Here is a 20,042-nt window from a genome sequence, read left to right as displayed (position 1 = left end):
TAAGGCTCGGCAAACCCAAACAGAACACTCCTTGAAGCGGGCTCAAGTCACCAGCTTCGAGGAGATTTCGTCCATCAGCAATTTGACGCGACGTGGCAACGTATGGCCGGAAGGGTAGACAATTTGCAAGTCCACACCCGGTAAAGAATAAGCCCCCAGCACTTCGATAAGCCGCCCCGCCTCCAAATCATCGCGCACATCAAGGTAAGATTTGATACAGATACCATGACCGGCCAGGCACCACTGGCGTACTTGATCGCCGTCATTGGCGATGCGTCTGCCTGGCACCAAAACCTTGAACGAGCGACCGTCAGCTCGGAACAGCCATTCACGGTGAATGTTGGCACCAAAGCGCATCAGGATGCACTGCTGCTGGGCCAACTCAGATGGATGCAGGGGCGTTCCGTGAGCACTTAGATAAGCCGGGGATGCACACACAACTCGGCGCCCCTCGCTGAGTTTTCGTACGCGCAGCGTACTGTCGGACAACGCCCCATAGCGAATCGCAAAGTCGATGCCTTGACCAGCAAGATCGAGAAAGCCGTCAGTCAGATTCAGGTCAAGGCTGACGTTAGGATTGTCGTCGAGAAATTGATCCAGTATGGGCACGATACGATTGCGCCCCAGATCGACCGGTGCACTCAGGCGTATAAGGCCGGAAATACGCTCTGTGCCCAGTTTGATGTTGCTCTCGATGTCTTCGGCGTCGGCAAGCATTCGACGCGCGCCGTCTACCAGAAGCCGGCCTTCATCGGTCAGGCTGATCGAACGTGTAGTGCGGGTTAGTAATGTCGCCCCGTAATGCTTCTCCAACGCCCCGAGTCGCTCTGATACAGAGGTTGGCGAGAGCCCTACCTCACGACCAGCCGCCGACAAGCTACCTTTCTCAACGATCAACAAAAACAGCGCCAGATTTTCCAAGAGCATTATTCGGATTTCCCTGAATATGATTGCGCTTTTGGCCGGATTCTACGCCAACCTGATCAGCGATATCGTTTCCCCATTGACTTAATGAGGGCTCCTATCGTGTTCATTGATCACGTAACACTTCGTACTCGAGACCTCAGCGGTACTCGCGACTTCATGATGCAAGTCTTTGATCTGCAGGAGCGCCCCCGCCCTATCGAGATCGGTGGTATTCCTGGCCATTGGTTGTACAGCGATGACCAGCCTCTGGTGCACATTGTTGAAAGCCACGGAGCAGGCCTGTTTCGTGTCGCCGAATTTATCGATCACGTGGGTTTCCGCATGGGCGACTACGACGCGTTCAAGGCAAAGCTTGAGCGCCTTGGCGTTGCCTACAGAGCGACGGAGATTGCGACCCTCAACGAGCGGCGCATTTTCTTGCGCACCCCAGGCGGGCAGTTGCTGGAAACAGTCTTCCCTGGCAATCGTTGACAAGGCTGATAGTGGAGTGCTGTTCACCAGGTGGCTGTAGAGCTTTGCAAAGCGCACGTGTTACGAGGTCTGATTACACTACTGATGTTTAGCAAGCAGCTCTGCCTTTAACCGAGACAACAACGTAATGTCGATCAATGTATTGATGGCGCGGCCTCCAATAACGCATTAGTTATGATGAAGAAATCGCTGGATTGGATTTCTTGGCTTTTTGCAATCTGAATATTTATTACGACATTGTTCACGCCCTTGCGACGCATCCACCCTGTAATCTTCATCACACTTTCAAAGGAGTGCATATGAACAACGCAATGATTTACAGCCTAGTGCTCGTGCTCACCTCCTCTGCATGCTGGGCAGCCGACAAGGTGACCACCGTAACGGTCAGCTTTGCAAAGGGTGCAAATAGCGCGCAGGTTAATGGCACGTTCAAGGGCTATGACACTGTCCAGTACACGTTGGCGGCGAAGTCGGGACAACGTATGACGGTGCTGATCACCGGCAGTAGCAATGCGAACTTCAACGTGTTCGCCCCAGGCGATCAACCGGGGCAGTCCAGTGCCTTGGGTAGTGGCAGTGTTGGCTCAGACTGGACTGGGACGTTACCGGCGTCAGGCAAATATACGGTACAGCTTTTTCAGATGCGCGCCTCGGCTAGGCGTGGTGAGGCCGTGCCATACAAAATCAGCTTTAGCATTAAGTGATCCTTCGAGGGAGTTGACTCCTCTTTGTGGATATTCTCAAAGATTCTGACGCATGCGGTGATGTGATCCGTGTGCGTGAGCCCCATCGTACCGCTCGTATGCCAAGTCCAGTGCCTTGGTGAACAGAATCAATGGTGTGCTCATACTTTCTGCTTAATCCCTTATGGCTACGGTTTATGGCGGCAGCTGGTTTGTCACTTCATTAAACTGAAGGCTGCAGTGGTTTTTGCTCCTGCACGGTATGCAGATTCACATCAACCTGTTTATAGGGCACCGAGACTCCTGCGTCTTGCAGAGCGGCCAAAAGGCGGGTGAGCATCTCGCCACGCAACCTAGTCCAGGTACTGATATCGTGTGTCCAGGCACTTATGGTGAAATTCAGGGCGCTGTCACCATAGCCGGTCATGACGACCACAGGCGCGGGTTGTTCAGCCACACCTGGCGTTTCACGCACGGCCGTACTCAATACAGTCATGACCGTTGCAGGATCCGACCCGTAGGCGACGCCTACTGGGATTTCAATGCGCCGACTTTGATCAAACATAGTCCAGTTGGTCAGGTTGCCGCTGAGCAGCAGACCGTTGGGCACGACCACGTCGGCGCCATCCGATGTGCGAATGGTGGTCGCACGCAAGCTGATCTCGCGAACCGTGCCAGAGGTTCCAGCCGCATCGACCAGATCACCCGGCTGGATAGGCCGCTCGAACATGAGCACCAGACCAGAAACGAAGTTGTTCACCACGTTCTGCAGCCCGAATCCTATGCCCACGCCCAGCGCACCAAATATCAGCGCCAGTTGGCTGACTTTGAACCCGGCCGCCGATAGCGCCACCAACAAGCCGAGTAAAAGGACGCCGTAGTAACTGAGCGATGCAATGCTGTTGCCCACGCCTCGCGGCAACCTGATGTGGTTTGGCAGTTCTGCACGAAGCAGTCGTCGTACACTGCGAGCCGCCCATAAGGCAAGCCAGGCCGACAGCAGGAATACCAGCAGATCGCCGAGGTTTACCGAAACCTCACCAACGTCGATACCGAACTCCATGACCGTGCTACTCACGCTATACAGCGGCCGCAGCACGCGAAATCGATCCATGCTGTAAAGGAGCCAGCCGAATGCGGCGCCAAACATCAGCAGGCGAGTGAATGCGGATTGCAAAGCCATTTCCTGATGCCGAACGAAATGGCGATTGGCGAGTTCCGGTTGCCCCAACAGCGCTCGGAACAGCCCCACGCACGCAGCAATGCTGGCATAGAGCAACAGCGCCATATAACCACTATCGATCACGCCACTGGTCAGCGTCTCGGCCAATGAGGTATTGCCGACGATGTTGGCGCCAAGCGCTACGCTCAACAAGGCCGACGCTGCCCAGCCGATGGGGCGCATGATTCGCTGCAATCGACTGTCACGCTTCTGGACGGCTGGCATTGCGCTACGCAGCAACCAAAGGGTTAGCGCCAGCGCAAGGCAGTTGATTAAGAGAAGGTAGATTCGATAAATCCCGCTATCGCCCGCAGCCACGATGCCCAAGCGATCAAGCCCATACATCGCGATGGCGATGTATGGCCACACGCCAAGAGCGCGTAGCACCCCACCGGGCAGCAGCCTCAGTACAGGCACCAGCGCTACCAGCAGCGCTGCTTCCTGGGCCAATAGCGGGGCATCCGGCTCCAGCACCAGTACGGCAAGCATGCACAGCAGCAGCCAGGCAGAGAAAGGACGACGCAATGCGCGTGTTAGCTTTTCCGGCTCGTCATTGCCACGTAGCGTGCGGCGGCTACGGACGACCAGCCACAGAATCAGCGGCAGCAGCAGAATCTGAACCAGCGTAAGAGCCTGCTGATTACGCGTGCCAGCCGCGTGGTAGTCGCGCGCGAATTGCTCCTCGATCTCCAGACCGCGCCACATGGCAGCCCAGGTGGTGGTCTGCTCCGTGCTCGCCCCAAGTGCTTGCCAAAGCGGCGGCACATCGACCCGCAGCAACCGACGATCCAGATCATCGAGCGCTGCAGCGACCTCGTTGCTGCCCGCTTCGATAAGCGCTTTGAGCTCGCTTGCCCGCTGCATGAGTGCGAACTGCCGGGAAAGCTCCACGCTTAGACTGGACTCGGCAGCATCGATCTGCGTCAGCATGCTCTCGATACGAGCAGAGAGAACCGGGGGCAACCCTTCCAGCACCCCCGCTGCTTGCGTCGATGCCCAAACAGCGCGGCGCTGAGCCAAGTGCAGTGCGCTGTCGGAGTAAGGGCTAAACGCACGACGCGCTTGCATCTCCCAACGCTCTAGACGACGAGCATCGAACTCCCAATGTCGAGCCAGGCTCTCAATTCGCATAACAGGCAACTCACCAAAGACGACGCTGTGAGAGGTGCGTTGTTTGATGTGAGCCGGACGAGCGATGTCGTCTAGCACGCCGTTCAGATGCTCGACCGGATCCGGCGAGGCAAGCAGCCGCTTTGCCCAATCCACGCGCTGCTGATCTTCGTCGGCACGATCGAGAATATCCGTCAGCGCAATCGGTAAAGCTTTCGTCGGAGGTGCGTCATATGCCGTCGTGCTACTGGGTAACGTATCGGCACTGGCCAAAGCACCGATGCACAGAAATGCAGCCGCCAGCCATCGCCAACAAACGTAAGGCAAGGCTAAGCTTTTCATCGCGCGCATTTATTAAGTCGTCCGTGCGTAAACAATTTTGTTGGCTGCTTAGTCATCGAGAGTGCAGAGTAATGTCAGTGCTAAAACCTAGTCTAAAAACCTTGTAGTGGTCTACTAACCCCGGACACCTTTTTAGGCGAAGATGATTGCCATGTAGAGGTGTTCGATGATCAGACAACGACGTACTTTCACTGCTGCCTTCAAGCGCGAGGCTGCCAGCCTGGTGCTCGACCAAGGCTACAGCTGCCCTGAGGCCGCCAAATCCCTCGACGTGGGTGAGACCGCATTACGCCGCTGGGTCGCCCAGTTGCAGCTGGAGCGTGGAGGTATCACGCCTAGTGCCAAGGCGCTCACGCCTGAGCAGCAGACGATCCAGGAACTCCAGGCCCGTATCAACCGGCTGGAGCTTGAGAAGAAAATCTTAAAGGAGGCCACTGCGCTCTTGATGGCCGAGGAGCACGGGCGCAGACGTTGAAGTCGATTCGGCAGTTGGCCAAGCGTCATCCTGTTCAGCTGTTGTGTTCGGTCTTCGAACTACCCCGATCGTGTTACTACGCCTATCTGGCACGACGGCGTCGCATCGATGTGCGCCGAGTGAGTCTGCGCAGCCGCATCAACGAGCTGTTCAGCCAAAGCCGTGACTCAGCCGGTAGTCGCAGTATCGTTGCCATGCTCAAGGACGAAGGCACCGAGGTCGGGCGCTTCAAGGTCCGGGGCTTGATGAAGGAACAGGGATTGATCAGCAAGCAGCCAGGTTCTCATGCGTACAAGAAGGCCACGATTGAGCGCCCTGACATTCCCAATATCCTCGACCGGCAGTTCACTGTTGCAGCGCCAAACAGGGTCTGGTGCAGCGATATCACCTATATCTGGACGCAGGGTCGATGGAGCTACCTGGCCGTCGTCCTGGACTTGTACAGCCGCAGAGTGGTGGGCTGGGCGATGTCTGCCAAGCCCGATGCCGACTTGGTCATCAAGGCGCTCGACAGAGCTTACGAGATGCGTGGCAGGCCGCAGGGTGTCCTGTTTCATAGCGACCAGGGCAGCCAATATGGCAGCCGTAATTTCCGTCAGCGGCTCTGGCGCTATCGGATGACGCAAAGCATGAGCCGACGGGGAAACTGCTACGACAACGCCCCCATGGAGCGGCTGTTTCGTAGCTTGAAAACGGAGTGGGTGCCGACGGCGGGCTACATGACGACAACGCTGGCCGAGCAAGATATAGGTCGCTATCTCATGCAGCGCTACAATTGGACAAGACCGCATCAGCACAACGGTTTCGTGCCGCCAGCGATTGCGGAAGAAAAACTCAATTCTGTGTCCGGGAATTGTTGACCACTACACCTCATGCACGCAGTAAGCTGAATCGCCCCTAGCTTTATAGACACATCCTAACTATTGCTCATGGCCGGTTAGCGACTACTGCTCTCGCTAGCCATCCTTATCCTCCCACACCTGGAGGATTTGCCATGAACACCATCGCTACCTGCAGCCGTCAGCCCTGGAACAAAGGAAAACTGGTCGGGCAGAAAACCCCGCTCCGACTGAGAGATATCTGGGCCATCCGAGTAAGGCTGCAAATTGCACAAAAAACCCGTGATCTGGCCCTCTTCGATCTGGTTATCGACAGCAAGCTTAGAGCCTGCGACTTAACTAAGCTGCGTGTGTGCGACGTTGCCCATGGCGAACACGTGTCATAGCGAGCCGCGGTGATGCAGAAGAAAACGCAGCGGCCAGTGCAGTTCGAGATCACTGAGCAAACACGGTCTGCTCTCGCGGCCTGGATACATCAAGCACAGCTCCGTAGCGAGGACTGCCTTTTTCCCAGCCGGCTGCGTACCTCAGAGCATCTATCCACCCGTCAATACGCTCGTATCGTGAAAGGCTGGGTGAAAGCCATTGGCCTTGATCCTGCCATGTATGGCACTCACACAATGAGACGTACGAAGGCATCACTGATCTATCGCAGAACGAAGAACCTGCGTGCGGTTCAACTGCTGCTCGGCCATACGAAGCTGGAGAGCACCGTTAGATATCTTGGGATTGAGGTCGATGACGCCTTGGAAATGGCGGAGCAGACCGAGGTTTGACCATGTAGGGGACGGTCGATGTCAGGCCGTCGCTAACCGCTCAATGCGGACGATTACAGCGTAGCGGGCGACGCAGAGAGATAGTCGTTTTGCGGATTACAAATGGCGATCTGCCCGGCCATCAGCGTTCCTGACGACTATGAGATTAGGAAAATGCCCCATGTCATTCGAATGAGTCGTTCTTTGCGCCTTTGTTATGTTTCTAGCTATAGCTGCCCGTCGTCACCGGCAGCAATCGGCCAGAAGCAGTCATTGCCTCGCCTTAGGAGATAATGAGCTAATCGCAATTCGGCAGGTACCCAAGAAAGCGAATAGGCCCCAGGGGCGACACTGATCGGTCGCCCTGATCAAGAAGCCAGTACCCCACGTCATGCCACGCACCATGCTTGTATCCCACCTGGGGGAATGTGCCGATATGCCGGGAACCTAGCCGCTCATGAAGCCCGACGCTCCCTGCATTTGGCAGTGCAATTCCCGCATAGACGGAGCGGTAGCCCATCCCTTTGAGCATCGATAACAAGGTCGCGTACAGCCGCCGCCCCACCCCCTTCACGGCGCGCGTTTTCAGCGATGTACACCGTCACATCGACAGCCCAGCGGTATGCTGCTCGAGCACTGTGCTGGCTTGCGTAGGCATAGCCGATGACAACTCCTTCTTGTTCAGCCACCAAGTAGGGATAGGTCTCAAGGGTCGCAAGTATCCGCCCCCGCATTTCCTCTACTGAAGGGGCACCTCTTCGAACGAGATAGCAGTGACAAGCACCACAGGTTCACAGATTGCTTGGATTGCTTCGGCATCCGAATCGGATGCCTCCCTCACATTGATCATGATCCGGCACCTCAGATGGAGCGTTGGTTAACGCGGGCAGATAGCTGTTCAGCCGATTCCTTGCGCTCGGAATAACGATCCAAGAGGAAGTCTTTCTGATCACGCAACAGAAGGGTGAACCTCATCAGCTCTTCCATCACGTCGACCACGCGATCGTAGTAGGCAGATGGCTTCATTCGATCATCCTCGCCGAACTCCATGTAGGCCTTGGGCACCGAGGACTGATTAGGGATGGTGAACATCCTCATCCATCGACCCAGAACGCGCAGTTGGTTGACCACGTTGAACGACTGCGAGCCACCGCATACCTGCATAACCGCGAGTGTCTTGCCCTGGCTGGGCCTGACCGCACCCAGCGTGAGCGGAATCCAGTCGATCTGAGCCTTGAATACAGCGGACATGGCGCCGTGTCGCTCCGGTGAGCACCAGACCTGTCCCTCAGACCACAGTACAAGATTACGTAGCTCCTGAACTTTGGGGTGCTCAACCGGCGCGTCATCAGGCAGCGGAAGGCCCGATGGATCGAAGATGTGGGTCTCTGCGCCAAAGTGCTGAAGCAGTCGCGCAGCTTCTTCGACCAACAGCCGGCTGAAACTGCGCTCACGGGTGGAGCCATGGAGCAATAGGATTCGCGGCTTGTGCTGGCTCGCTTCGATGCGTTTGGAGAATTGGCCTATCAGGGCGTGTTCGACGTTGGGGAGTTCAACGGTCATAGATGGATTCCTCAGAGTTGGCCAATACGATCCAGCTCGCGCTTCAGCTCGTCACGGCTCAAGTCTTCAAACGGCAGTTCCAGGAATGCGCGACAACGCCGTTCAATCTGCGCGAGCGTCGCATTGAAAGCAGCTGAAATCTCGGTTTCTTCGCCCTGCAGATCGGAAGGATCTTCCAGCCCCCAATGCGATTTGAGCGCCGGGCCGAAGTACACCGGGCATGCCTCACCAGCGGCCTTGTCGCAGACGGTAATTACGATATCAGGCGGGCTCGCCTCGAAAGCGTCGTTACCCTTGCTGCTCAAGCCTGCGGTAGAGATACCTGCCTCTTTCAGCGTTTGCAGACTGCGCGGCAACACTTGCCCCTTGGGAAAACTACCGGCACTCACAGCCTCGAATCCCTGGGGCGCGATGTGGTTGAACATCGCTTCAGAGAGGATGCTCCGGCAACTGTTGGCCGTGCACATGAATAGAACTCGCATGCTAACTCCTACCGCCATTGGCGGGCTCAAAGGCTCAACCGCAGAGCGAGCGCAGAAAGGGTGATGAGCAGAACTGGGAAAGTGAGCAAGGCACCAACCTTGAAGTAGTAACCCCAGGTGATTCGGATACCTTTACGCTGAAGGACATGCAGCCACAGCAAGGTGGCCAAGCTACCGATGGGCGTAATCTTCGGGCCAAGATCGCAGCCGATCACGTTCGCGTAGATCATCGCCTCGCGTACTAAGCCCGAGGTGGCGCTCGCATTGATGGACAGCGCACCGATCAGTACGCTGGGCATGTTGTTCATGACCGATGACAGCAGGGCTGACAGCAGCCCGGTGCCGAGCGCTGCGGCCCAGACGCCATGCTCGCCAAGTCGGTTGAGTACGGCTGTGAGGTGGCTGGTGAGACCTGCATTACTCAGCCCGTAGACGACTAGGTACATGCCCAGCGAGAAGACCACGATTTGCCAAGGCGCCTCACGCAGTACCCGGCAAGTCGAGATCACATGTCCTTTGGATGCAACCGCAAACAGGATCGCTGCACATACAGCAGCGACTGCGCTGATTGGCACGCCTATCGGCTCCAGCGCAAATAGGCCGAGCAGCAGCAGCCCGAGCACCCACCAGCCACAGATGAAGGTGCTGCGGTCTCGCACCGCGGATCGAGGATCTTTCAGATCGGCCAACGAGTAAGTGGCTGGCACCTCACGGCGGAAGTACAGGAAAAGCACCAGCAGCGTCGATGCCACGCTGGCCACGGTGACCGGCACCATGACGGAGGCATATTCGGCAAAGCCCAGTTTGAAGAAGTCAGCAGAAACGATGTTGACCAGATTGGAGACCACCAGCGGCATACTCGCGGTGTCTGCAATGAAGCCTGCAGCCATGACAAATGCCAGTGTGGCGCCCGCCGAGAAACGCAGTGCCACCAAAAGCGAAATGACGATGGGGGTGAGGATTAGCGCGGCACCGTCATTAGCGAATAACGCTGAAACCGCTGCTCCCAGCAACACTGTAAATGCAAAGAGGCGCCGTCCGTTACCATTCGCCCAACGAGCAACGTGCAAGGCCGCCCACTCGAAGAAACCGGCCTCGTCCAGCAACAGGCTAATGATGATGATCGCGATGAATGTTGCGGTCGCGTTCCATACCACCGCCCAGACAGTCGGGATGTCCTGAAACGATACCGCACCAACCAGCAGGGCCAGGGTGGCACCGACAGTTGCGCTCCAGCCAACGCCTAAGCCGCGTGGCTGCCAGATGACCAGGATAAGGGTGAAGACAAATACAGCCGCTGCGACGACCATCTCAAAGGCTCTCGGCAAAAACTAGCAACAACTGGTGGCACGCTCGGGGCGTCCATTCATCTTGCTCAGGCGGGCCGTGCTGTCGCCCAGCCACGCAGCGTTGCCTTCTGACGTAATGCGAAGCACGTCTTTGAACCACTCTGGAAGGCTGGGATTAAGCCGGTAATACACCCATTGTCCCTGCCGGCGATCAAGCATCAGGCCGGCTGTCCGGAGCTGCGCCAAGTGACGGCTGATCTTGGACTGGTTGTCTTCCAGGGCGCACATCAACTCGCAGACACAGAGCTCTCCGTGCTCAGAGATTAGGAGGGTGGCACGAGCGCGGGTCTCGTCTGCCAGGCACTTGAAGGCTTCGGGTGGGGTCAGCATGGCGACTCGTATAAATGGAAAACCGAATATGCGGATATCCACATGTTACATTGATCGCATTGCTAGTGCCATCAACGATTTTTTGAAGAGCACGCGTAACAGCCTGAAATGCTGTTTGATTGAGGTTCGCATGACCCCGAGATATGATTCTGTTTATTGGCGTGTGCTGCGTGCGCCCGGGATTAGCCCCGTATACGGAGAACGATTAGTCGTTTTCCGTGAGGCTTTCCAGAGACATGCAGCAGTCCCAATTTTCATGGCAACGCCCCGCTTCTCTGAAGCTCCGCTGGGCACGCCCTGCCAACTCAACACTCCGCATTCCTACCGCTGACCAGCGTATTTCCTGGCCAGTGCTTCGCTGTGTCCGCCGTTTAACGGCCGCGTGCTCTGCGCGATACAGCGCCAGTTTTCATTCGCTAAAGGAGAACCCTTCATGACCCAATCGTCATCCCCCCTAAGGCAGTCCGCGCTCAAGCGCTTTCTGGCCAGCGAGGCAGCCGGTGGCGTACTGCTGATGATCGCAGCCGCAGCCGCCGTGATTGTTGCCAACAGTCCCTGGGCCAGCACCTACCTGCATCTTCTCCACGTTGAAACAGGCCCTACGCTCAGCGACAAGCTTGGCCCTATGACACTACACCTGTGGATCAATGACGGCCTAATGGCCATCTTCTTCCTGCTGGTTGGCCTGGAAATCAAGCGCGAGCTGGTAGATGGGCGCCTATCTTCCTGGGAGCAGCGCCGATTACCGGCGTTGCCAGCTCTGATGGGTATGGCAGTACCGGCAGTGATCTATCTGACGCTAACCCAGGGCGACCCTCTGTTGACTAATGGCTGGGCCATTCCTGCCGCTACCGACATCGCTTTCGCCATCGGCGCCCTGGCTCTACTAGGGCCCCATGCACCGCTATCCCTCAAGCTGATGCTGGTTTCCGTGGCCATCATTGATGACATGGGCGCAGTGGCCATCATCGCAATCTTCTACACATCCTCAATCAACCTCATGGCGCTGCTCGCAGCAGCAGTGATCATCGGCGTTTTGTTCGTGCTCAATCGCATGCGAGTGATGGTGCTATGGCCGTATCTGATCGGCCTGGCCTTGCTTTGGTACGTGACGCTTCTCTCAGGAGTGCATGCCACCATTGCAGGCGTCGTGGGCGCGTTCCTGATTCCCTACATACCTACACCTGGAGAGCCGGACGCCGCTGACTCGCCCTTACACCGTTTGGAGCATGGCATCGCACCATGGGTAGGCTTCTTAATCGTCCCCGCCTTCGGCTTCGTCAACGCAGGCGTCTCCTTCGCAGGCCTTTCCATGGCGGACGTCATCGCGCCGCTGCCGCTCGGCATCGCAGCAGGGCTGTTCATCGGCAAGCAACTAGGGGTGTTCGGCGGCGTGCTGCTGGCGGTGAAGTCAGGGCTGGCGGCCAAGCCGCGAGGCTGCACTTGGCTGCAGATCTATGCCATATCGATGCTCTGCGGGATTGGCTTCACCATGAGCCTCTTCATCAGCGGGCTAGCTTTCCCAGGCCACCCCGAGTTCGTCGAAGAATCCAAAATCGGCATCATGCTGGGCTCGCTGCTATCCGCCGCTGTGGCCTGCCTGATCTTGCGCTTTGCACCCAAAGCGCAAGATCAGTTGCAGGAGGAACAGCAGCAGAAAATTGAGATTCGCCAGGATGGGGACGTCCAGCGGATGTGATCCCGCTGCCAAAAAGGCCTGTCGCAGACGGGCCTTTTTTAGTGGGTTCTACGAAAGTTTGGTAGCGCCATAATAGCCGGCGAAGCTCATCAGCAACGAGCCCAGCACGTGTGTGGTTATGGTGACCGCCGCCCACCCTAAGCGCTCTTGCTGAAGCATGAACATCACTTCGGCAGAAAACGCGGAAAAAGTCGTCAGCCCACCACAGAACCCCGTGGTGATCAGCAACTTCCACGCTGGGTCAAGGTTCGGAAAGCGGCCAAAGAACGCCATCGCCATTCCGATGATGAATCCACCGATCAGGTTGACTAACAGGGTGCCCAGCGGGAGGTTCGGAAACAGATGGTTGAGCTTCATCGACAAAACCCAACGGCCAACACGGCCGAGAGATCCGCCAATGATGACGGCAAGCAGAGAGCTGTACATAGAGGCTTTCCAGAAGAGGGGGTGATACTGGAAAGCGCGCAATAGCCTACGGCCCTTTCCAGGGTTCGTAGGCATCATTAGCCAGAGGCGGTTAAGGAGGAATGCCATCTCCTGAGCTAGATCTTAATCTCAAATACACGCTAGATAAAGCGTCGCCAATGTCCACTTTTGGCCGACAGCAGCCTGTCCCAGGTAGCAGCTACCAGCCAGAAGCTGCCGGTATGAATCAGAAACAGCCCGCGAGCAGCAGGTTTTCAAACCTTCAAAAGCGTTGTCTCCCTGTTCGACTCGACCACTTCCATTCTGCACTTCGCTCCGTAGCAGCCTGATCCAACACAGGCGCTCAACAACCGCCGCTACTGAGCCGACCACCCGCTTGCCCTCGAACATCTGCCACGCTAACCTGCGCACGTTGCTGCAAATTCAGCGACCGGGTTTGGCGACCCGAACTTCAGTAGGCGCACAAGCGCCAGAGAGTCCATTGCAGGCGCTTTTTTTGTGCCCGCAGTGCTGCTTTATGGTGGCCGTGCGTGGGAGACCTTCGGGTCTGCCGGGTGCCTACTGTCCCGGTTCGCCAACCTGCGCACGGCTGCCACCCATGATCGTTTGGCGACGGTTCGTGGCAGCTCTTATCGAACAGTAGGAGCACCAACCCATGAAGCACAAACACGCCCTAAATCCGTCCGCACGCCGCCGCGATGGTCACCAGAACGGAGGCCAGGGCCATGACTAACCTCCTCCCACTCTCCAGCAACCCAACCACGACAGCGGTAATGCTGATCGACAGCAATTGCTCGTACATGGATCTGCAGGAAAGCGTCGAACAGCGGCTTAGAGCGGTGCGCGGCCTGCTGCACAGTCTCGCCGCCATGAACATCACTCAGGCAGATGCCCTGGACGTGCAACACATAAGCGAAGCCGCTTACCTGCTTAGCGCGGATGCCTGGGATCTGGTCAGGGCGGCTCACAAGGCAGCGGTGCGGGAGGCGCGCAAGGGTTGAAGATTGGGGCGGGGCACGGCAGCCATCTGCCCTGCCCGCTCCATGCTGGCGTCTCTCACTGCCAAGCATTCAGGCCGGCTGTGGCAGAGAAGAATTTTTCGCCTTTCTCGTCAATCGTCCCTTTCGAGCTTTTTCTGAACAGCCTTTAGCACGCTATCGATGTGCCAAGCCTCCGGCCCGATGGCGATGGCGCCTTTCGGGTCTGGGTCTAGCTCGATGGTTGTCGTGATGCCTTCGCCCGCGAGCATTCGCTGGGCATCTTCGAGGTACCTGCGTATGCCGGTAAGCCAATGTCGGCCGGTGCTCGATAGCAGGACAAAGCTGTCCGGGCATGAGCACGACAGCTTTCGTCGCAGGTTGATCACTGCAGCTTTATCTTCACGGGAGAAGGCCGGGCAAAGTACATAGCTGTTGCCAGCGGCGGCCTGACGGTCGCTTTTGTCTTGCAGGTATTGCTCAACCGAAAAACAGCTGGCCACTGTTTCACATTCACCGGTCGTGACGTCGACGAGATGGGCGTTGACGCCGACGTAACAGTATTCGGTCTTGCCGTGCACTACGTAGTCTTCGCTGTTGCAGTAGATCACCCAATAGTCGCCTTTCGCCGAAAGCTCGCAAGACTGAATGGCAAAACGCTCCGGCTTGCCGTCTCTGGTGACACCTTCACAGAGGCCAAGGACGATTGAGCAGGCTTGCTGTGCGGATAACATCTGTCGGCACTCGAGTCATGAATTGGTGAAGTTGAAAGGTCAGGCCGCCAGGCAGCAGCCCGCCCACTCACACCACGCTGGCGCGCTGCAGGTTACTGCGGTGGCCGACACCGGCCGCCTGCAGGCGCTGCACCAGATCCTCACGGGCGGCGGCGCCGCCAGCACGCACGTAGTCGAGCTCCGCAGCGGTGATCAGCACCACGGGCATCAGCGTGACGGGCGACAACGGCATGTCATCCAGGCGCGTCGCGAAGTCAGGCGCCGGGCCGCCGATGAGTACGCCCACGGCATCGTCGTCGCTGACGAATGCAGGGGGAATCTGCTCGCTCATGTAGTGCGACTGGCTTAGGCCAGGCAACTCCAGGGACAGCACGCCGTACTGCTCGATCTGATTGACGATGCCGCCAGCATTGGCCACGGTGCCGGCCACGTGCTTGATCAGCTCGAAGGCCCAGCTGTACCTGAGCGGGTCGACCTCGCCCGGCTTGCCGCGGGCATGCTCCGGGATATCGGCGGTTTCCAGGAACAGCTCCATCTCGAAGCCGTTGCCCTGCCCCTCTTCATCGTCGAAGGGATCCGAGAGGCCTTCGGTTGCCAGGATGATGGCGTCACCGCGGCGCACGATGCGGTAGGCCTGGCGGGTGGAGGGCCAATACGGGCCGCCGGAAAAACTCGGGCTCATGAGGTAGCCCAGCACATCCTGTTCGACGGCGCCGACCGACTGCCAGTGGCGATCCAGGCAGTCGGCACTGGCCTCCCGTGCGGCCTGGTTGGCGGCGTCGAAGAGGCTCTCGCTGTCAGGCGTCTGCGCCGCCTGTGGCGTTGGCGATGCTGCCTCGGTGGCGGGTTTGGGTGAGAGTCCGAACAGCTTCCGGAAAAAGCTCATGAGCGTTCCTTGCAGAGTCGCGCTGCTGCGCAATGGCGGCAGCCAGGTTGAGTGGAGAAGCAGGCGCCATTATGGCCGGTTGGCCCGGAGGTGAAAACCGAATGGGCCACGTTCCAGATCACGGAGCGAGAGCAGCCTTTTCGGAGGGCAGCGAGGATGCTGCTGGTAGATATGGAAGCTGCCGGCCGAGAGCGAGCAACTCGCAACCGGCCGCTTTCGGCGGCGATAGTGGGCTTTCTCGAGAGGTAGCTACCTGCCAGCGGCTATGAAGAGCGGTCGGAGCTGGAGGCTAGTTGAGTACGGATCTGGCGACATGTGTGCAAGACACTTTGCCAATGTTTAAGGTGCTGAAGATCTTTCGAGCCCCTTGCTGATCGCCACCGAAATCCAGGTTTCGTCGTCCGGGTTCAGCTCAGGGAAAGCCGTAATGGCCTTTTCAATCGTTTCCTTCGCGACAGCGCCCATGAGCCGGCCGGTAACGAGCTTGATGTCTGCATGCTGTGTTGCAGGGAGGTATTTCAGAGTCTGAATCAGCATCTGATCCAAGGCAGCCATGGCATCGATGCCACCATCTCTTAATGCTCGTGCGGCGTTCAATGTCAGTTCCATTAGCGCTTGCTTCCCTGGGAGTACTGATGGTTGCTTCGAGAGTTTAAGAGTTTAGCAAACGGACAATTTCAGCACGTGATTCCGCTAGAAAGTCACCTTCCCGTGCGACGCTTCTGGCCGATTGCAGGCGGTGACGACGGGCAGCTACCGGCCAATTCCTGACCTTTATGAACAGCACCACCTCTAGCTGTCATCAAATCGAGGTTACAAAGCGTGTTTCGAGGCCTACATTTACCGGCGGTAGCGCATTAACCAATACGACGGCCTCGTCGCCCTGATTAAGGTAGATCAATGAGTCACCGGTCTCGAACGTAACTCTGAATCCGGCCAGCCAAGGCTCATGCCCATTTAAAGAGTCGACAACTCCCTCAACTGCGCAAATTTTTGTGTTCTCTAGCTGGGTTGCCGATAGACCTGCAAGCAGGTTCTCCCTCTTCCAGGAGCATGTCACGTTCGGCTCTATCTCAAAGGAAGCCGGCGTATCAGAAGGCAACAAGTCCGAGCCGACTCGCTGGCCATCACTCAAGAGATACATGGATAGAACTTCTTGCTCGCCAAAACGCCACTCTAGAGAACCTATATATCCCGGATCTTTCTCGTCGTTGAAATAGTACTGGTCGTGCAGCAGCACACTCAGCCGCTTTCCCACAAGCGAACGTGCGTTTTGCAGGTCTAGGACAGCTCTGGTAGGAGATGGGGAGTATCGGCTAGACATCGAGCGCCTCATACAGATGGGAAGAGAGGCAGATACATCGACGAAGACATCGACCACCCGCACCGCATTAGTCTCGCTGAGGTAATCACCGAGGCTCTCGGGAAGCAAGTTGCTGTGACCTCGGTACTCACCTTGGATAAACCTCTGCGCGGGCTTCCCTCGCGACAAATTTCTCAGAAATCATAGCAGGGGTTTATCCGGACGTTTTTACACACTCTGGGCCAATAGCTGTTGGTCTCGATAGGCCAAGCAAGACTAAGAGCTAACTGCCTCCTCGAGACTCCAAACGTACCAATAAAAGTCGAGCCTTTCACGCTTGAGCCCTTCCCGGAATATGGCAATCTGCGATCGCTCTCATCCGCGCCTCTCCTAAAGCAGGCGGCGAGCGAAACTTCGGATCCGATAAACCAATCAAGGATGTGCCATATGCGCCTGCTCGCCTCATCACGCACCACCATTTGCCTGGGCGCGATGTCCATGCTTCTCGTCGGGTGCACGCAATTCACGCCAGCAGCAATGCCAACCGGTATCTCCGATGGCGTCTATACCCACCGTTTTCAGACCAGTCCGGCCACCTCGGCTTTCGAATACAGCGGCGAGTGGAAAGGCGGCGTACCACAGGGTAAGGGCTCGGGGCGCTGGTTCGATTTCAGCGGCAACCTGAATGTAACCTGCAAAGGTGAGTTCAGAACGCCCCAGCCCGGCTATCTTGAGGGCGACGGGGAAATCTACCGCCCCAACGGCACGGTGCTGTTTCGCGGACAAATTAATGGGAGCCTGACGTTCGGCTCCGGCTGCATGGCCGGCCCCAAAGGGACCTACACCTCACCTGCGGGCTGGACGGTCAGCTCCGACAAATTCACCATGGTCTCCTTCTCGATGGGAGTTTATTTGCTCCCAGGTAGCACCTGTACCTTGGGCGATCCTCAGGGCAATACCTGGACCGGCACCTGCAGCCTGCCCACACAGTCCAAACACGCCAACATTGCTTTTGACGGCGTGACTTACAGCCTTCCCCACCTAGAAGCCACCAAGCAATATATTCACTTCGATGCGGCAGGCATCGTCAACTTCCCCCTGGCCAACGGCCCAGGCGTCATGCGCTTTGCCAACGGCGAGCAGGTACAGGGGAACTTCGACCTCGGCCACTTGGATGATGGTCTGGTACAGGTCACCTCACCTGATGGCAAGGTTTCTCAGGCCATGGTCAGCAATGGCAAGCTGGGGCCCCGCCATATGTCCAGCGCTCAACTGGCCAGCGCCAAGTCGTGCGGCTTCCCTGGCTGGCGCCTCGCAAGTGGTACCTGCGAACAAAACAGCTGGTCAGGCACTGTGGATGCTTACGATGCATCCGGCTTGGAACGCATTTCCGGCCCGTTCAAGAAAGGCGTTCCTGCTGGTACCGTCACCTGGTCCAGATTGGACACCGGCCTGCAGATTCGAGGCACCATGGTGGCAGTCAACGGTGGCTTGGGCTTCACCAAGGGCCAAGTGAGCATCAATGAAAGCCCGATATATGAAGGCGAGATGAGCAGCTTCGCTCCCGACGGCAATGGAGTCTGCACTGTCGATGGCAGTCCCGAGCGTTGTGAATACTCCCAGGGAGAGCGCATCGATGCCCTGTACAAGACCCGGCTGGAAAACAATCGCCTGCGCCGTGAGATGGCGACCAATCAGGAGGCACAGCAGCTAGCTCAACAACAAGCTGCAGCTCGCCAGCAGGCGCAAACTGGCTCGGGCGGTGGTGACCTGTTCGGCAAGGTCATGGCTATTGGTATTGGCGCGGGAGCTGTCAGCTCGGTATCTGGAGTTTCCAGCGAAATCCGCAACCAAATGATCACCGGGATGGCGGCCGATATTCTCACCGACGGCCAAGCCGGAGGCATCGCCACCGCACAACAGAACCTCGGCGTACAGAATGCAGGGAGCTTGCAGCCCGCGGTGTCGGCGCTGAGTGGTGCCAGCATGGGCACCAACAGTGCACTCAAGGGGAGCTCAGCAGTAGCCCGTCGTTCGGAGACCGACGCCTCTAATGCAACCCTGCAGAACATCGCTGGTATTAGCAGCACTCCGGGCCATGCCGAGCGCAGCCAACAGCTGGACGACATCGTTGCCCAGGTAGCCGCCGATGCTGGAATGAAAACCTTCGATGCCACCTACCAGTGCTCACCAGAGGAGCCACAGCAACACGTCACCGTGCCGTACAAGAGTGAAGCTTGCCGCGTCGCCAAGCAGAACTGGTTCCAGGTCTATGCCTGCAATGATGTCGAGCGTATGGGTGCCGCCAACCAGAAGTGCCTGGAAAGCTGTGGCAACGCTGGGTGCGATGAGCAATAAGGCCGCTTTAGACTCCTGCCGAATAGATGCCCACAAAAAGCCCCGGTCTTGTGGCCGGTGCTTTTCTCGGCACCTATTGGCAAGGCGCTCTACCGTGCTTATCGATTGCCCCGTGTTAGAGCACCAACGGCTTGTAGTGGTCTACTGATTCCGGACACCGATTTAGGCGAAAATCCTCGCCGTGAAAGAGGTGTCTGATGAGCAAGCAACGACGTACATTTTCCGCCGAGTTCAAGCGAGAGGCAGCGGCCTTGGTACTGGATCAAGGCTACAGCCATATCGAGGCCTGCCGTTCGTTGGGTGTCGTGGATTCGGCATTACGCCGCTGGGTGAAACAGCTCCAAGAGGACCGCCTGGGAGTCACGCCGAAAAGCAAAGCACTGACACCCGAGCAGCAGAAGATCCAGGAGCTGGAAGCCAGAATTGACCGACTGGAACGAGAGAAAACGATCCTAAAAAAGGCTACCGCTCTCTTGATGTCGGACGAGTTCAATCGTACGCGCTGATAGACCAGTTGAGTGAGCAGGAGTCGGTGGAAGTGGTCTGTTCAGCGTTCGACGTGGTGCGGTCTTGCTACTACGCCCACTGCCTGCGGCGCAGCCGTGTTGATGCCCGCCGCGTTGTACTGCGCAGCCAGGTCAACCAGCTGTTTAGCCAGAGCCGAGGCTCAGCGGGTAGCCGCAGCGTTGTGGGTATGCTGCGTGAGAATGGCGTAAGCATCGGCCGCTTTCGTGTACGTCGGTTGATGCGTGAGTTGGGCCTGGTCAGCAAGCAACCTGGCTCGCACGCTTACAAGCAGGCTACGGTTGAACGTCCAAATATCCCGAACCAACTGAACCGGGAGTTCACCACCGAGCGCCCCAATCAGGTGTGGTGCGGCGACATCACCTACATCTGGGCACAAGGTCGCTGGCATTACTTGGCGGTAGTGTTGGATCTGCATACAAGGCGAGTGATCGGCTGGGCGCTTTCCGCAAAGCCGGATGCTGAGCGGGTCATCAAGGCGCTGGACATGGCCTACGAACAACGAGGCAAACCGCAGCAGGTGCTATTTCATTCCGATCAGGGCGCCCAATACGCCAGCCGTCTGTTCCGGCAGCGGTTGTGGCGA

At 57.5% G+C, this 20,042-nt stretch carries 17 protein-coding genes, 4 pseudogenes and 1 riboswitch; of the genes and pseudogenes, 8 read left to right on the top strand and 13 right to left on the bottom strand.

Features of this window, described 5'->3' with window-relative positions; all coding sequences use genetic code 11:
• Positions 1-42: 42 nt before the first annotated feature.
• On the bottom strand, positions 43-927 hold the full coding sequence (locus ACT9T4_RS14770) for a LysR family transcriptional regulator (RefSeq protein WP_499117658.1): 885 nt from the start codon (positions 925-927) through the stop codon (positions 43-45).
• 99 nt (positions 928-1,026) lie between these two features.
• On the opposite strand from ACT9T4_RS14770, the gene ACT9T4_RS14765 reads away from it, so the two are divergent.
• Both ACT9T4_RS14765 and ACT9T4_RS14760 read left to right on the top strand, forming a co-directional pair.
• Complete coding sequence (locus ACT9T4_RS14765; RefSeq protein WP_499117656.1) at positions 1,027-1,398, top strand: VOC family protein; 372 nt, start codon at positions 1,027-1,029, stop codon at positions 1,396-1,398.
• Between the two features lie 299 nt (positions 1,399-1,697).
• Complete coding sequence (locus ACT9T4_RS14760; RefSeq protein ID WP_499117654.1) at positions 1,698-2,102, top strand: hypothetical protein; 405 nt, start codon at positions 1,698-1,700, stop codon at positions 2,100-2,102.
• Between the two features lie 202 nt (positions 2,103-2,304).
• Here the strand turns inward: ACT9T4_RS14760 and ACT9T4_RS14755 are convergent, their stop codons facing one another.
• Entirely contained in the window at positions 2,305-4,764 is a 2,460-nt protein-coding gene (locus ACT9T4_RS14755) for a mechanosensitive ion channel family protein (RefSeq protein ID WP_499117652.1), read from the bottom strand.
• Positions 4,765-4,921: 157 nt separating this feature from the next.
• On the opposite strand from ACT9T4_RS14755, the gene ACT9T4_RS14750 reads away from it, so the two are divergent.
• Together ACT9T4_RS14750 and ACT9T4_RS14745 are read left to right on the top strand one after the other, a co-directional pair.
• Positions 4,922-6,090, top strand: a protein-coding gene (locus ACT9T4_RS14750; RefSeq protein WP_499117650.1) for an IS3 family transposase whose coding sequence is annotated in 2 segments (ribosomal slippage) — positions 4,922-5,183 and positions 5,183-6,090 — 1,170 coding nt in all. Because the reading frame shifts where the segments join, the coding sequence is not laid out codon by codon here.
• A 134-nt stretch (positions 6,091-6,224) separates the two neighbouring features.
• Positions 6,225-6,845: pseudogene (locus ACT9T4_RS14745) on the top strand (tyrosine-type recombinase/integrase).
• 277 nt (positions 6,846-7,122) lie between these two features.
• Here the strand turns inward: ACT9T4_RS14745 and ACT9T4_RS14740 are convergent.
• The 5 genes and pseudogenes from ACT9T4_RS14740 to ACT9T4_RS14720 form a co-directional block, all read right to left on the bottom strand.
• Positions 7,123-7,674, bottom strand: a pseudogene (locus ACT9T4_RS14740) (arsinothricin resistance N-acetyltransferase ArsN1 family B).
• 11 nt (positions 7,675-7,685) lie between these two features.
• Positions 7,686-8,387 carry an arsenical resistance protein ArsH gene (gene arsH, locus ACT9T4_RS14735; protein WP_042555566.1) on the bottom strand — a complete coding sequence of 234 codons (702 nt, stop codon included), beginning with the start codon at positions 8,385-8,387 and terminating at the stop codon, positions 7,686-7,688.
• A gap of 11 nt (positions 8,388-8,398) precedes the next feature.
• Positions 8,399-8,869: an arsenate reductase ArsC gene (locus ACT9T4_RS14730; RefSeq protein ID WP_042555565.1), complete on the bottom strand. Its 471-nt coding sequence runs from the start codon at positions 8,867-8,869 to the stop codon at positions 8,399-8,401.
• A gap of 26 nt (positions 8,870-8,895) precedes the next feature.
• Positions 8,896-10,179 carry an arsenic transporter gene (locus tag ACT9T4_RS14725; protein WP_179538596.1) on the bottom strand — a complete coding sequence of 428 codons (1,284 nt, stop codon included), beginning with the start codon at positions 10,177-10,179 and terminating at the stop codon, positions 8,896-8,898.
• Between the two features lie 21 nt (positions 10,180-10,200).
• Positions 10,201-10,548 (bottom strand): metalloregulator ArsR/SmtB family transcription factor, encoded by a 348-nt coding sequence (locus ACT9T4_RS14720; RefSeq protein ID WP_042555563.1) that lies wholly within the window; start codon positions 10,546-10,548, stop codon positions 10,201-10,203.
• 433 nt (positions 10,549-10,981) lie between these two features.
• On the opposite strand from ACT9T4_RS14720, the gene nhaA reads away from it, so the two are divergent.
• Positions 10,982-12,247: a Na+/H+ antiporter NhaA gene (nhaA, locus tag ACT9T4_RS14715; RefSeq protein WP_179538597.1), complete on the top strand. Its 1,266-nt coding sequence runs from the start codon at positions 10,982-10,984 to the stop codon at positions 12,245-12,247.
• Positions 12,248-12,295: 48 nt separating this feature from the next.
• Here nhaA and crcB read toward each other — a convergent pair whose 3' ends face one another.
• Positions 12,296-12,673: a fluoride efflux transporter CrcB gene (gene crcB / locus ACT9T4_RS14710; RefSeq protein ID WP_499117646.1), complete on the bottom strand. Its 378-nt coding sequence runs from the start codon at positions 12,671-12,673 to the stop codon at positions 12,296-12,298.
• A 61-nt stretch (positions 12,674-12,734) separates the two neighbouring features.
• Positions 12,735-12,794: riboswitch (Fluoride riboswitch) on the bottom strand.
• Between the two features lie 604 nt (positions 12,795-13,398).
• Here crcB and ACT9T4_RS14705 point away from each other — a divergent pair.
• A complete protein-coding gene (locus ACT9T4_RS14705; RefSeq protein ID WP_052493845.1) occupies positions 13,399-13,674 on the top strand; it encodes a hypothetical protein in 276 nt (91 codons plus the stop codon).
• A gap of 110 nt (positions 13,675-13,784) precedes the next feature.
• Here the strand turns inward: ACT9T4_RS14705 and ACT9T4_RS14700 are convergent, their stop codons facing one another.
• From ACT9T4_RS14700 to ACT9T4_RS14680, 5 genes and pseudogenes are all read right to left on the bottom strand, one after another.
• Entirely contained in the window at positions 13,785-14,384 is a 600-nt protein-coding gene (locus ACT9T4_RS14700) for a hypothetical protein (protein ID WP_499117644.1), read from the bottom strand.
• Positions 14,385-14,451: 67 nt separating this feature from the next.
• The gene (locus ACT9T4_RS14695; RefSeq protein WP_499117642.1) at positions 14,452-15,270 is read right to left on the bottom strand and encodes a suppressor of fused domain protein; all 819 of its coding nucleotides are present in this window, start codon (positions 15,268-15,270) and stop codon (positions 14,452-14,454) included.
• A gap of 339 nt (positions 15,271-15,609) precedes the next feature.
• Positions 15,610-15,879, bottom strand: a complete 270-nt coding sequence (locus ACT9T4_RS14690; RefSeq protein ID WP_499117640.1) for a hypothetical protein — start codon at positions 15,877-15,879, stop codon at positions 15,610-15,612.
• A 193-nt stretch (positions 15,880-16,072) separates the two neighbouring features.
• On the bottom strand, positions 16,073-16,510 hold the full coding sequence (locus tag ACT9T4_RS14685; protein WP_499117738.1) for a hypothetical protein: 438 nt from the start codon (positions 16,508-16,510) through the stop codon (positions 16,073-16,075).
• Positions 16,511-16,630: 120 nt separating this feature from the next.
• Positions 16,631-16,762: pseudogene (locus ACT9T4_RS14680) on the bottom strand (hypothetical protein); the annotation flags it as partial.
• A gap of 258 nt (positions 16,763-17,020) precedes the next feature.
• Here ACT9T4_RS14680 and ACT9T4_RS14675 point away from each other — a divergent pair.
• Together ACT9T4_RS14675 and ACT9T4_RS14670 are read left to right on the top strand one after the other, a co-directional pair.
• Positions 17,021-18,931, top strand: a complete 1,911-nt coding sequence (locus tag ACT9T4_RS14675; protein ID WP_042555574.1) for a hypothetical protein — start codon at positions 17,021-17,023, stop codon at positions 18,929-18,931.
• A gap of 197 nt (positions 18,932-19,128) precedes the next feature.
• Positions 19,129-20,042: pseudogene (locus tag ACT9T4_RS14670) on the top strand (IS3 family transposase); the annotation flags it as partial.

The organism is Pseudomonas sp. SZ40, from assembly GCF_052958135.1.
Note: the sequence above shows the minus strand (reverse complement) of the source record. Positions and strands in the feature narration are given on the sequence as shown.

What these genes read in the sequence shown, in the direction of transcription:
- crcB (WP_499117646.1), bottom strand. Translation starts at nt 12,673, where the DNA reads ATGTACAGCTCTCTGCTTGCCGTCATCATTGGCGGATCTCTCGGCCGT.
- ACT9T4_RS14700 (WP_499117644.1), bottom strand. Translation starts at nt 14,384, where the DNA reads ATGTTATCCGCACAGCAAGCCTGCTCAATCGTCCTTGGCCTCTGTGAA.
- ACT9T4_RS14705 (WP_052493845.1), top strand. Translation starts at nt 13,399, where the DNA reads ATGACTAACCTCCTCCCACTCTCCAGCAACCCAACCACGACAGCGGTA.
- ACT9T4_RS14675 (WP_042555574.1), top strand. Translation starts at nt 17,021, where the DNA reads ATGCGCCTGCTCGCCTCATCACGCACCACCATTTGCCTGGGCGCGATG.
- ACT9T4_RS14725 (WP_179538596.1), bottom strand. Translation starts at nt 10,179, where the DNA reads ATGGTCGTCGCAGCGGCTGTATTTGTCTTCACCCTTATCCTGGTCATC.
- ACT9T4_RS14690 (WP_499117640.1), bottom strand. Translation starts at nt 15,879, where the DNA reads ATGGAACTGACATTGAACGCCGCACGAGCATTAAGAGATGGTGGCATC.
- ACT9T4_RS14720 (WP_042555563.1), bottom strand. Translation starts at nt 10,548, where the DNA reads ATGCTGACCCCACCCGAAGCCTTCAAGTGCCTGGCAGACGAGACCCGC.
- ACT9T4_RS14755 (WP_499117652.1), bottom strand. Translation starts at nt 4,764, where the DNA reads ATGCGCGCGATGAAAAGCTTAGCCTTGCCTTACGTTTGTTGGCGATGG.
- ACT9T4_RS14730 (WP_042555565.1), bottom strand. Translation starts at nt 8,869, where the DNA reads ATGCGAGTTCTATTCATGTGCACGGCCAACAGTTGCCGGAGCATCCTC.
- arsH (WP_042555566.1), bottom strand. Translation starts at nt 8,387, where the DNA reads ATGACCGTTGAACTCCCCAACGTCGAACACGCCCTGATAGGCCAATTC.
- ACT9T4_RS14760 (WP_499117654.1), top strand. Translation starts at nt 1,698, where the DNA reads ATGAACAACGCAATGATTTACAGCCTAGTGCTCGTGCTCACCTCCTCT.
- nhaA (WP_179538597.1), top strand. Translation starts at nt 10,982, where the DNA reads ATGACCCAATCGTCATCCCCCCTAAGGCAGTCCGCGCTCAAGCGCTTT.
- ACT9T4_RS14770 (WP_499117658.1), bottom strand. Translation starts at nt 927, where the DNA reads ATGCTCTTGGAAAATCTGGCGCTGTTTTTGTTGATCGTTGAGAAAGGT.
- ACT9T4_RS14695 (WP_499117642.1), bottom strand. Translation starts at nt 15,270, where the DNA reads ATGAGCTTTTTCCGGAAGCTGTTCGGACTCTCACCCAAACCCGCCACC.